The sequence below is a fragment of the Alkalihalophilus sp. As8PL genome (assembly GCF_040939795.1).
GTDB classification, from domain to species: domain Bacteria; phylum Bacillota; class Bacilli; order Bacillales; family Bacillaceae_D; genus Alkalihalophilus; species Alkalihalophilus lindianensis.
Map to the genome: position 1 here is coordinate 644,075 of NZ_CP162551.1, position 11,706 is coordinate 655,780.

Annotated in this window: 12 protein-coding genes; 4 read left to right on the forward strand and 8 right to left on the reverse strand. The window is 38.7% G+C overall.

Annotated elements, in window-relative coordinates; genetic code table 11:
* Positions 1 to 93 precede the first annotated feature (93 nt).
* Complete coding sequence (locus AB3N04_RS04735) at positions 94 to 264, reverse strand: hypothetical protein (RefSeq protein ID WP_368504958.1); 171 nt, start codon at positions 262 to 264, stop codon at positions 94 to 96.
* Between the two features lie 105 nt (positions 265 to 369).
* On the opposite strand from AB3N04_RS04735, the gene lepB reads away from it, so the two are divergent.
* Positions 370 to 987, forward strand: coding sequence for a signal peptidase I (lepB, locus tag AB3N04_RS04740; protein ID WP_368504959.1), 618 nt, complete (start codon positions 370 to 372; stop codon positions 985 to 987).
* 381 nt (positions 988 to 1,368) lie between these two features.
* On the opposite strand, the gene AB3N04_RS04745 is transcribed toward lepB, so the two are convergent.
* The 6 genes from AB3N04_RS04745 to AB3N04_RS04770 all read right to left on the reverse strand — a co-directional run bounded on the left by AB3N04_RS04745 (position 1,369) and on the right by AB3N04_RS04770 (position 7,006).
* A complete protein-coding gene (locus AB3N04_RS04745) occupies positions 1,369 to 4,095 on the reverse strand; it encodes a M14 family metallopeptidase (RefSeq protein WP_368504960.1) in 2,727 nt (908 codons plus the stop codon).
* Between the two features lie 267 nt (positions 4,096 to 4,362).
* Positions 4,363 to 5,544 carry an iron-containing alcohol dehydrogenase gene (locus AB3N04_RS04750; protein ID WP_368504961.1) on the reverse strand — a complete coding sequence of 394 codons (1,182 nt, stop codon included), beginning with the start codon at positions 5,542 to 5,544 and terminating at the stop codon, positions 4,363 to 4,365.
* A gap of 30 nt (positions 5,545 to 5,574) precedes the next feature.
* Complete coding sequence (locus tag AB3N04_RS04755) at positions 5,575 to 5,835, reverse strand: hypothetical protein (protein WP_368504962.1); 261 nt, start codon at positions 5,833 to 5,835, stop codon at positions 5,575 to 5,577.
* A gap of 100 nt (positions 5,836 to 5,935) precedes the next feature.
* Positions 5,936 to 6,559 (reverse strand): hypothetical protein, encoded by a 624-nt coding sequence (locus tag AB3N04_RS04760; RefSeq protein WP_368504963.1) that lies wholly within the window; start codon positions 6,557 to 6,559, stop codon positions 5,936 to 5,938.
* Between the two features lie 42 nt (positions 6,560 to 6,601).
* On the reverse strand, positions 6,602 to 6,799 hold the full coding sequence (locus AB3N04_RS04765; RefSeq protein ID WP_368504964.1) for a hypothetical protein: 198 nt from the start codon (positions 6,797 to 6,799) through the stop codon (positions 6,602 to 6,604).
* 30 nt (positions 6,800 to 6,829) lie between these two features.
* Positions 6,830 to 7,006 (reverse strand): hypothetical protein, encoded by a 177-nt coding sequence (locus tag AB3N04_RS04770; protein WP_368504965.1) that lies wholly within the window; start codon positions 7,004 to 7,006, stop codon positions 6,830 to 6,832.
* Positions 7,007 to 7,269: 263 nt separating this feature from the next.
* On the opposite strand from AB3N04_RS04770, the gene AB3N04_RS04775 reads away from it, so the two are divergent.
* The 3 genes from AB3N04_RS04775 to AB3N04_RS04785 are packed head-to-tail and all read left to right on the forward strand — an operon-like array spanning position 7,270 to position 10,899.
* Complete coding sequence (locus tag AB3N04_RS04775; protein ID WP_368504966.1) at positions 7,270 to 9,339, forward strand: transcription antiterminator; 2,070 nt, start codon at positions 7,270 to 7,272, stop codon at positions 9,337 to 9,339.
* Positions 9,340 to 9,357: 18 nt separating this feature from the next.
* The gene (locus tag AB3N04_RS04780) at positions 9,358 to 9,633 is read left to right on the forward strand and encodes a PTS sugar transporter subunit IIB (RefSeq protein WP_368504967.1); all 276 of its coding nucleotides are present in this window, start codon (positions 9,358 to 9,360) and stop codon (positions 9,631 to 9,633) included.
* Between the two features lie 3 nt (positions 9,634 to 9,636).
* Complete coding sequence (locus AB3N04_RS04785; protein ID WP_368504968.1) at positions 9,637 to 10,899, forward strand: PTS ascorbate transporter subunit IIC; 1,263 nt, start codon at positions 9,637 to 9,639, stop codon at positions 10,897 to 10,899.
* Between the two features lie 70 nt (positions 10,900 to 10,969).
* Here AB3N04_RS04785 and AB3N04_RS04790 read toward each other — a convergent pair whose 3' ends face one another.
* A complete protein-coding gene (locus AB3N04_RS04790) occupies positions 10,970 to 11,686 on the reverse strand; it encodes a FadR/GntR family transcriptional regulator (protein ID WP_368504969.1) in 717 nt (238 codons plus the stop codon).
* Positions 11,687 to 11,706 lie beyond the last annotated feature (20 nt).

Sequence of the window (11,706 nt, forward strand, 5' to 3'; positions counted from 1 at the left end):
CTCACCTTGGCTAGAGCGTCTTTTTTTCCTCCCTTATAAATCCTTATGACAGATCGACCTTTTAACTGCTCTACGAAAGAAAACATCCCTCTTTCACCTAGCAAATAAATAATATCCGAGTACACCGCCTACAACCGCTGATAAACAAGCTATCATAACAGATTCCACAAGTTTTAAATCAGAAACAATATAAGATGCACTAGCCATCACAACGGCTACAAATGCTCCTATAAATAATAAAATTGATACTTGATTGCGATTCATCTACTCACCCCATCTTCTCACTTTAGCACATTTAAACTTACAAAATATAGTGAGTTCGATTACAATATAAAAAGAGGACATTTACTTAAAGGATGCTGATACACCATGTTCAAAAACTTATTTGTTGAATTTTTCAGCTGGATAAAGGCCATTATTTTGGCATTAGTTCTAGCTGTTTGCCTTAGCGTATTCGTTATTCAACCTTTTACGGTAGATGGTAGTTCGATGGAACCTACTCTTCAAGGGCTCGATCACTTTAATCCACAACAAGCGGGAGACCGAGTATTTGCCTTCAAAACATTGTTTTTACTTGGCCAAAAACCTGAAATAGGGGATATTGTCATCATTGATAGCCGCGTCGATGATGAGCGGACATTAGCCGATTCATTTATCGAAAGTCCAATGATTGCTGCATTCATTGATGTAGAGGAACGATCTAGACATAACTGGGTAAAGCGAATTATCGGAGCACCTGGTGATCGCATTGCCATTAATGGTGGTTTTGTTTATCGAAACGGGGTTAAATTGGACGAAGAGTACATTAAGGAATCGATTTATCTAGACTTCGAAGAAATCGAGATCCCTGAAGGTCATGTATTTGTAATGGGAGATAATCGTAATGGTAGCACAGATAGCCGTGATATCGGACCTGTTCCAATCGATCATGTTACTGGAAAAGTCATTGCCCGCTTTTATCCCTTTCATCGTGCAGAAACTTTTTAGGTAAAAGTGTAATAACCTACTTTTTTAGCTTTTACTGTATCTTCTTGTAGACTTTTGTGAGACAATTGTTATACAGCTCGTATAATAGCTGGATCAGTGAAAGGAGATGATTCACTTGTTCAAGCTTGTAAGAGATAAAGCAGGAGAGTTGGAGTCATTAAAAGATTCCAGTAGTCCCAATGACAAGATGTTCATAGAATTTATAGAAGCGGAGTTATTCGCTCAAAAGCTTAATACCAACATAGACCTTAACCGACAGTGGTCCGTAAAAGAATTTAAAATATAATATAGAAGATAAGTAGGTGGATCTGTGAATCTCACCTATTTTTTTCGTAAAAAAACCGCCAGGGCAAAATCCTAAGCCTTAGCGGTTCTATTTATTTAGTTTGATGTTGATTGAAAAATACTATTTGCTAATAGACGATAGCTATGTTCTGTATGCCCTCTAAAGGCTAGATCGTTAGCAAACAGTGTATAAGATGTGTCCTCCACTTGAGTAGTAAAAGCCATCGTTTGACCTTTAGCTCCCTCATGCCCTGGCCACCATCCTGCTTGATAGAAATCGTCACCTTCACTAAATGAAGCAAGAACCTCTGCCTCTTCGGGTATGTCTGTAATCCATGTTCCAGTCGTTACATAAAGCAACTCTTCTGCCTCATAACCTGCTGTAAATGGGTGGTCATTCACATCGGCCTTTACAAGACCTTCGTGATTCGCTCTCGTTTGAGCCGTTGTAAAATCAGTTATTAAGCCACTCTCTTCAACCACTCTTAAAGCACGACCTCCAATGCCAATAAATGATTTTCCTGCAATCTGTTCACGATTAAAATTGCTTCCATCACTTACTATGACATCAGCATTTGCAGCATCCACTAATTCAAACCCAAGCTGTCTCAGCGAGAAGTTTAACTGATCAGATCCTGTAGCAGCCACTTTTGGTTGAGTCAGGGATTGTGTTTCTACACTGGCTCCCTTACCTGCTGGATGAGTTTCAATATAATATTGATTCGCATACGCACGAACGTCTTTTGTTTCAACGAGGTAATCACCTTTTACGATGTTCCCTTTACTTTCAGTCGCCACTTCAACCGATTTGCCATCGGCTAAAAGTGCGTTGACGAATTTAACTGTGTCATTTGTTGAGTTTTTAATGATTTGCTTTGGACCATTCCCTTTAATGTTGCTAGTAGGGACAACACCCTCAGCTACCTCAACAGTCTTTCCACTGAATAGCCCTTCTTCTCTGACTTCATCCATATCAAAGCCACGTAATGCAGGGAAGTTTACCACAACTGGGTCATACATCGCATTCCAGTCGGAAACATTATCTCCACTATAAAGAACAGCATTAGCTAGTCCGCGTTTCGCCTGATTCATCGGCACAATATACGTTCCTTTAGGATAGGTTGTCCCGTTTACTTGAACCTGACGAGTCGTCTCTTCAACCTTCACTCCATTGCGAAGTAAATACTCCGCCATTTTATGAGCTTCAAGTATGTTTTTCTGAGCCTTATCATCTGTTGGGATCACATAATAATCTGGGAAGAAACTTTCCTGCCCATTTCGAACACGCCCAATTGACTCGCCAGCTGCGTTAACAAAGTACTCATCAACTGCACGGTTATCTTCTCCATTTACTCCACGCTTGAAAATCTCAAGTTGTTCTTTGTATAACTCATCTTTATTTTCAGTCACGTATAAAGTCGACCCAAGTCCGACTCCTACCATGGCACGAAGTGAATCTTGACTCAATGTAGGAACCTCAACGGTATGTCCAAGAGATCCATGAAGCATGGCATACATTGCAGTGTAAGCTGGTGTCATATCATCCCAGCCGTCTTCCCATTCAAGCTGCGCAATAAAGTAAGATGTTAAATCTGAGCTTCCAACACCTGCTCTTCCCATCGCATGTGCTTGCTCTAACATATTATCAATCAGTAAGTCATACTCAAAGTTAGGATTATGAGGCGGCGTACCTGGCTCAATTAAAAATCCATTTACATAGCCGTGCATATCGACAAATGATAATGGTGTCCACTTTGAGATAAGTTCATTTACTTGCTGTGTCTCGACTTGTGTTTGATTGGCATTATCACGATTCAAATCAAATCCTTCAGCATTGGATCTTGTATTCGCCACACGCCCGTCAGGATTGTTCGTGAACATGTATAAAAAGATCGCATCATCAAGAACGTCATCCATATGTAAAGTCACTGGAGACTCATTATTGCTTTCATCTGTGTTCGTAAATGTAACCTCATCTTCTAATGCAAATTTCTTTAACAATTCAATTTGTGCGTCCACCCCTTCAACTTCATCAGGGTGAATATTATTAAACCAAACCGGAATCTGGTAATCTCCCATTGTGCCATTCTCTAGTTTTTCAAGTAACTGTGCCGGATCTTCTAATGCTGTTGGCAATGTTTCATTTAAGTATTTATCTACTGCTGCTTCGTCTCTTGCTAGGATAACAAAATGAATGTCTCTACCTTCAACAGACTCGCCTACTTTTTGATATTCAAGGTAGCGATCATTCTCACCGTCTGCTGCAACATCAGCAAACACTTCATCAATCGCCGGCTTTAATTCATCATAAAACAAAAATTCATCATACACATTTAACGTGACAGTCGTTGCAGCTTTCTCTCCACTTTGCGGATCAACTAGTGCTAATTCATAATCTCCAATAAAGTCTTGGTACTGTGTACGTATCGTACGGTTAGAAAGGTTTGACGTATTATAAAGTAAGCCAAACTCTACAGTAGCCCCTACCTCTGTTGTACCATCCAAATACGAAGGACCTTCAATGACGTTAATGAAAGGCTCACCCTCATAATTGCTGCCACCACTCCATTTTTTCCACTCAGAAAGACTCTTTCCACCAAATTGGACCTCAAGTTGCTCTAAGTCGAGCTCTTCACCGAAATCCGCGCTTATATCTACTGTGCGTACTTCAGTCAAAGAAAATAGTGACCTGCTTACGTCTAATTCGATTGCTTCACTAGCTTCTACAACCGTTTGTTCCGTTGCCGTAAGGGATGTAGGATAAGCAAATGTTAGTGCCATAACAAGTGCTAACCAGCCTATCATTACCTTTTTTATATTCATAGATTTACCCTACCTTTCACACCGTTTAATAGATTCTGAACTATTAAAATATAACAGAACATTCCGGGATCCGTAATAACTTCAGCGACAAAAGGTACTTTTTAACTGCATGAATATACAAAAATAGGTATAACGAACGACATAGAATACTCTATCTCAACAATTAATTACAAGACTTTCTTGTCTATCTAACCGGATTAAATATGCAACTATTTGTATAACGAAAACCACATAAAAAAAGAGAGACTTTTTACAAGTCTCTCCCTCTTATGATCTTTCCTTAATGACTCCTTCAAAGGCAGCTTGATAAATAATACGAATGTCTTCCTCGTTAAGTGGAAGCGGGCTGCGAGCTAATAATCTCTTTTGCTTGGCCGCATCGATCGTGAGGCCATCTAGTGCTGCTTCTGGTATGTTAAAGTCAGCAAGTTTAGATGGAATGCCTACTTCGTCAATCAAATTCCTCAACGTTTCAACACATATATACGAAGCTTCCTCAGTGGATAAACTGAAAGCAGTCCCTCCTAATGCCTCTAAAATATCAACCATCCGCTTAGGACAGCTTCTACGAATATAGGCCAATACATAAGGTAGAAGCACCGCATTTGATTCCCCGTGTGAAAGGTGAAATTGGCCACCAAGTGGATAAGCCAAAGCATGAACGCCTGCAACACCCGCATTAAAGAAGGCAAGACCAGCTAAATAACTACCATTGCTCATATCGATTCTCGCCTGTTTGTCTTCCCCGTTATGGACGGCCATTTGAAGAGAACGTCCGATTAAGCGAATGGCTTGTAGAGCGAGCCCATCTGTTACTGGACTTGCATGGACGGAAATATACGCTTCAATCGCGTGGGTAAGAGCATCAACTCCTGTTGCAGCAGTTATATTTGATGGCACTGAAATTGTCAGTTTCGGATCGACAATGGCCACATCAGCTAGTAAGTAATCATGTGAAATGACATCTTTTGTCGTTTCAAGCGAAAGGACCGCAAGATTGGTTACTTCTGACCCCGTCCCAGATGTTGTCGGAATCAAGATTTTAGGCAACCCTCTTTTCTCTACCTTCTTCGTTCCGGTCAAATGTAAGTAGTCGGCCACTTTCCCCTCATGAACTGCAAAGACGGCAGCTAGCTTGGCCAGATCTAAGGCACTCCCACCTCCTATCCCAATGACCATGTCAAACTGACCTTTTCTTGTAAATGAAACAAGCTTCTCACCCGTTTGTAACGGCGACTCAGGTACCACCTCTGTATACAATGTAATCTCATAGCCTGCTTCTTCTAATGGTGAAGTCACTTCTTGAACGATACCAATTTTCTCAAGGAGTGGATCTGTAACAACTAGAATTTTCTTTGGTTGATAGTTTTGTACTTCTGGTACTAATTGTTCTAAAGATCCCCAACCTACATAGCTTAATGGAGTAAAAACCAATTTTGAAAAACTCATTGCACTCCCACCTTCTAACCATTTTGTTTTCTACCAGTCCTTTACTTCCTCTTCAATATAAGGCTTCAATTTTTTGTAGTGATCATCAAAAACATACTTAGTAGACCAGCCAAATAATTTGGTCATTATTTTATAATAAAAATTTGCAGGGATTATGCTTGCTTCTACCACTAATCTCGTCCCGTCATACTCCCTAGTGAGGATATAAGAAGAGACACTAATCCCTTCTTTACTTGTAGCATGCATGATAATCTTATAAGGAGGATCGTAACACGACATCAATTGGTGCATAAATGATCTCTTCATAACGATAGACTGGTATTTCCTTCATCTTCTTGCCTCTTCTCAATTGGTATTATATATATGATTTGCATGCACAGTGAACTACTCGTCAATCTTCCCAGTAAAAACAAGAATCGAACACTTTGTAGTGACCCTTTTCCGTAAAGCATGTAGCGATAGTAGCCTCAAAGGGTAAAGGAAGGTTTAGATACTCCTTAGGTAAAAATTGATATCCATACTCTTCTACTTTCTCTTTTAACCCGCACCATTCCTCCTGGCACTTGCTAGGACATTCCATAAAGTCGTGTTGAGTTGGATACAAAAACGAATGAGACACATAGTCATCTTCTACGATGACATCTTTCCATTTTTTTATTCTGTAGGCGCGCTCGTCGAATCCCCAAACAGCTATTGGTGCTAGCCGACTCACATAAAGCACGATTCCTTCAACCATGTATTCTTTTAATAAAAAGTATGGTTTTATTACTTCTTTGATAAGTGTTTTGCTATTTCTTTTCGGTATAAAGAATTCTACAAAGGACGAATACCCACTCCCATAGTGATTAAACTCAGGAAAGCACTCTACTATACCTGATTTCCTCAATTCATGATACAAGGAATTAATATGTCTCTCGACTTCTTGAACATCATTCGTATCATAAGGAAATGCACTCTCAATCATTACTCCGGAAATCATCTTTTTCAACTGCAAATGTGTAAACTCATATGCCAACCTCTACACCCACTTATCCTCATCGTCTAACCCCTAGCCCCCTTATTTCTCACAAGAAAACGAATACGCTAACACAAACGTGTCAATTTCCAATAGAGGTGTTCCCCCAACTTCGCGGCATCCTTCTGTAAGGCTCTGTACTTCTTTACTATGAAAATATGATTGAGTGCCAACAAGGACTACAGAGACAAGCACCGCCACATTCAGCACCATTATTAGAATAAATAGATTCTTTTTCATCCGACCACTCCTTTACTATGTATAAGCTTACTAATCTTCCCCTTTTTTCGTTCGTAAGCTGAATGCAACAAAAAATAAGGCAAGTAAGTTTATTGCTAGCATGACGTAATCATAGGTAGAATCAGAACCACTTTGAATCTCCATTATGTATCTGATTGTGTTATAGATTACTAGAATGGTAAGTAAAATCGTAAGTTTTTTATTCAATGTGATCACCTTTTAAATAATGTAGGATCTTTTGAGAAACAATAATACTTCTTATACTTATCATACAGAATTGGTAGTGAGCTGTCATTGTAAAACCCTTTGGCATCCTATTTGTAAATGCATCAGTCCAATTTTGCACACTCTGTTGTTCATCATTCGGACTTCCAAACTTTTTATATTCAATTATGATTAGAGTAAGCAATTCAATTCAGTTACCTAATCTCTAACAGCTAGCTAGCATATTCGGAAAAGGTGATGGATGTATGCCATTAGATCAAAGAAGTACCCAATTACTGCAATTACTTATGCTAAAAGAGGCTCCCGTGTCTATTTTAGAGTTAAGTAACAGTTTGCGGGTTTCAAGAAGAACAATTTATTACAATCTCGAAAAAGTAAATGATTGGTTGAAAGAAAATGAGCTTGATGAAGTTCAACAAATAAAATCTGTTGGTATTTTTATACCAAATTCCACGAAGGAAAAAATACCCAACTTCGTGAAACTCAATAAAGACATTGATTATTATTACACTGCTCATGAGCGACAGAAATTAATTCTAATCATGCTTCTTACTAGTACTGAACCTGTTTATGTAAAAGATTTTATGGCTGTAACAAGGTCTAGTCGAAATTCTTGTTTAAATGATTTAAAAATTATTAAACAACAGTCCAAACCCTATCGATTAACCATCCATTTTGAGCGCAGTAAAGGATACTTTATTAATGGACCTGAATTTGAGCTTCGGAAATGGTTTGTTGATGCTTTTGAGTTTCAAAATGAAAATGAATTTTCCAAGGATTTGATATCAGTTTGGGAGAAAGCGAATTCGAGTTTATTACAAACCGTTGAGTGTAATGCACAGTTATTAGAAATGATTCAAAATAAACTAAATGTACAGCTGAACCCAGAGTCGACTGGCGAACTCTTATGGCATCTCGCTTTTTTCTTGCAGCGAATCAGGCAAGAGCAACATATCTCTCTAGAGGAAGATGAAAAGCTCGCATTAAAGACTAGTCCTGCGTTTAAGGGAGCTGAATTACTAAGTAAGGAATTACTCACCGCCTATCAAATACATGTACCTGAAGAAGAAGTTTATTATCTTACTATCTTCTTACTAAGTTTAAGAAGTTTATCCGAAAGTCCTCTTAGTACAGTGAAGGGGCTCGAGGATGTTGTAAGAAAAATGGTCATTGATTTTCAAAGGTATTCATGTATCGAGTTTGAGCATTACCGAGCAGTTGAAGAAAATTTATTAATTCATATTAGGCCCGCTTATTATCGACTCAAGTATGGAATTTTAGCGAAAAACCCTTTAACTGCTTCGATTAAAGAAAAGTATGGTGATGTATTTCAACTCACCAAAAAAGTCATCCCTCATCTCCAAAACTTTGTTGGCACCAAAATCAATGAGGATGAAATCGCATACATCGCGATGCACTTTGGTGGATGGATGAGAAAAGAAGGAAGACAACCGGCTACAAGAAAACGTGCATTGATTGTATGTTCAAGCGGTATTGGAACGTCTCAGATTTTAAAAAGTCAGTTAGAAGCTTTATTCTCAACACTTGACTTTGAAGTTGTGACTTCTTTAAACGAAACACCAACTAATGCTGAACTTATCTTTACAACCGTTTCACTTAAAAAACAAACCTTACCTACATTTCATGTTAATGCCATTCTTAATGATGCGGAAAAAGAACGACTTTTAACCAATGTAAATAGGTTGTTACACCAAAGAGGATTCACTTCTAGAACCGAGCAGGTTAATGAACTTTTACAAGTGATTGATAAACATGCTCAGATCCACAACGAAAAACAATTGCTAATCGAAATCGAACAAATTCTTTCTAATAAGCAATTACAAATAAAGGAGCTTTACAAACCTATGCTAAATGAAATTATGGATCGTTCATCTATTCAAATCGTAGATAAAGTTAGTAGCTGGCAAGAGGCGGTAGAGGTTGCTTCGTCTCCACTACTTGAAAACAACTCAATCAGTCAAACGTATATTGATGCGATGATCTCAAACATTGATGAATTGGGACCTTATGTCATTATTGCGCCACATGTCGCAATTCCGCACGCTAGACCCGAAGCAGGTGTTAATAAATTAAGCATGAGCCTTCTTAAGCTGGATGAGCCAATCGCTTTTTCTGAAGAAGAAAGACACCAAGCATCACTACTTTTCGTATTAGCTGCTACAGATAATGAGACACATTTAAAAGCACTATCTCAGTTAACAACCCTGTTATCTGATGAGGGAAATATTGAGAAATTAATGCAAAGTGACAACGTGAATGAAATTCAAATTTTAATTGATAGCTATTCAAATTAATTATAGGGGGAATAAAAAATGAAAATTTTAGTTGTATGTGGTAATGGATTAGGAAGTAGTTTTATCGTGGAAATGAATGTAAAGAAAGCTTTAGGTGAGTTAGGAATTGAAGCTGATGTTTCACATACAGACCTAGCTACTTCAAAAACGGAACCAGCAGATTATTATATTGGATCTCAAGATATCATCACAAATTTAGATGATGGTAATCGTAAAATTATTCCACTCGTTAACTTGTTAAATCAGCAAGAATTGAAGGATGCTCTACAAAAACACATCGTTACGGAGGGATAAACTATGGCTGAATTAATCATGAATGACATACTTGGTACTCCGGCCATCTTAGTAGGGTTATTCGCCCTACTAGGCCTACTACTTCAAAAAAAGAATGTTGCTGACACTGTTTCTGGCACATTAAAAACCATTATGGGTTTTGTCATTCTTGGGGTAGGTGCAGGAGTTCTTATCTCCTCACTTGACTTCTTTTCACAAATGTTTGAAACCGCTTTTAATATTAGAGGAGTTATTCCTAATAACGAAGCCGTTGTAGCAGTTGCTCAACAAGCTTTTGGTACTGAAACAGCTATGATTATGTTATTTGGTATGGTGTCCAATATTCTTATTGCCCGTCTTACTCCTTTTAAATATATTTTCCTAACAGGACACCACACATTATTTATGGCTTGTTTGATTGCCGTTATTTTAAGTACAGGTGGAATGAGTGGCTTACCTTTAGTCGTAACAGGTTCGATTATTTTAGGGTCCTTAATGGTCTTCTTCCCTGCGATCCTTCAACCATACATGCGAGAAATAACAGGAAACGATGATATTGCACTTGGTCACTTCGGTTCTTTTGGTTACTTTGTCTCAGGTACGATTGGTAAGTACTTTGGAAATAAAGAAAAAACAACTGAAGATATTAAAGTGCCTAAATCACTTGGATTCTTGAGAGATACGTCCGTTGCGGTTTCATTAACGATGGCCATTCTATTTATCGTTGTTGCTTTATTCGCCGGAGCTAGTTATGTTGAAACGGAACTAAGTGAAGGAATGAACTTCATTATCTTCTCGCTCATGCAAGCCATTACATTCGCAGCTGGTGTATATGTTGTTCTTGCGGGGGTTCGTATGCTACTTGCTGAAATCGTTCCAGCATTTAAAGGAATTGCTGACAAAATTGTTCCAAATGCAAAACCTGCTTTGGATGCACCTATTGTCTTTCCATTCGCTCCAAATGCAGTAATTATCGGATTCCTCTTTAGTTTTATTGCCGGATTAGGAACGATGTTTATCTTACCTGTATTCGGTCTCGCATTAATTGTTCCTGGTTTAGTACCACATTTCTTCACAGGAGCAGCTGCCGGAGTATTTGGGAATGCGATGGGTGGTAGACGTGGCGCTATTTTAGGAGCAGTCACTAATGGAATTCTGATTAGTTTCTTACCCGCTCTCCTTTTACCTGTCCTTGGTTCAATCGGGTTTGAAGGAACAACCTTTGGAGATTCTGACTTTGGTGTTGTTGGTATCTTACTTGGATGGATTATGAGCCTATTTAATTAACTACACGTGTTAAAAAGTAGAGATTCACCAAACAAACACAAGCATCAGTCGAGTGACTGATGCTTGTTCTTTATTTATCCTGATGATAAGCAATTAATGTATTCTCCACATTCTTCAAATGCTCTAACATCTTTTCATTCGCTTTGTTTGCATCTTGATTTTCGATTGCATGAAAGATCGCTTCATGTTCGACTTGTAGACGGTCAAAGGTTGGCTTATCTGAAAACAAGCCAATTCGTCTGCTTTCATACATCGTTTTGCCAAGCGTATCTGATAGCTGCTGCATCATATCCTTTAAGATACTATTGCCGGTTGCTCTTGCTAATGCGAGATGAAATTTCACATCCGCTTTCTCTCCAAGGTCTTCATTCCCAGCAGCCTGCTCCATTTCTGCAAGAGCCGCCTTCATCTCTAGAAGATCTTCCTCGGTCCGATGCAGAGCAGCAAGGCTTGCTGCTCCCACTTCGATAATCTTCCTTACTTGAAACAGCTCTAGCATTTCTTGTTTCGAGATAATGCGCTCCACCGTTACAGGAGCAATCATATTAGAGAAATCATATTTATTAACAAAGGTCCCCTCGCCTTGCCTAATCGTGATCAATCCGACTGCGCGCAAGGCACTAAGAGCTTCTCTTACAGCAGAGCGACTGACATTAAATTCTTTTGCCAACTTTTCAACAGAATCTAACTTCTCTCCTGGCTTCACTTCTCCTTCACGAATCATTTCTTCTAGCTGTTCACGAATCACTTCGGACACCTTTTTTGTTTGCACTTGTTTAAATGCCATTCCTTGCACCTCGTTCATTT

What these genes read in the sequence shown, in the direction of transcription:
- AB3N04_RS04735 (WP_368504958.1), bottom strand. Translation starts at nt 264, where the DNA reads ATGAATCGCAATCAAGTATCAATTTTATTATTTATAGGAGCATTTGTA.
- lepB (WP_368504959.1), top strand. Translation starts at nt 370, where the DNA reads ATGTTCAAAAACTTATTTGTTGAATTTTTCAGCTGGATAAAGGCCATT.
- AB3N04_RS04745 (WP_368504960.1), bottom strand. Translation starts at nt 4,095, where the DNA reads ATGAATATAAAAAAGGTAATGATAGGCTGGTTAGCACTTGTTATGGCA.
- AB3N04_RS04750 (WP_368504961.1), bottom strand. Translation starts at nt 5,544, where the DNA reads ATGAGTTTTTCAAAATTGGTTTTTACTCCATTAAGCTATGTAGGTTGG.
- AB3N04_RS04755 (WP_368504962.1), bottom strand. Translation starts at nt 5,835, where the DNA reads ATGCACCAATTGATGTCGTGTTACGATCCTCCTTATAAGATTATCATG.
- AB3N04_RS04765 (WP_368504964.1), bottom strand. Translation starts at nt 6,799, where the DNA reads ATGAAAAAGAATCTATTTATTCTAATAATGGTGCTGAATGTGGCGGTG.
- AB3N04_RS04775 (WP_368504966.1), top strand. Translation starts at nt 7,270, where the DNA reads ATGCCATTAGATCAAAGAAGTACCCAATTACTGCAATTACTTATGCTA.
- AB3N04_RS04780 (WP_368504967.1), top strand. Translation starts at nt 9,358, where the DNA reads ATGAAAATTTTAGTTGTATGTGGTAATGGATTAGGAAGTAGTTTTATC.
- AB3N04_RS04785 (WP_368504968.1), top strand. Translation starts at nt 9,637, where the DNA reads ATGGCTGAATTAATCATGAATGACATACTTGGTACTCCGGCCATCTTA.
- AB3N04_RS04790 (WP_368504969.1), bottom strand. Translation starts at nt 11,686, where the DNA reads ATGGCATTTAAACAAGTGCAAACAAAAAAGGTGTCCGAAGTGATTCGT.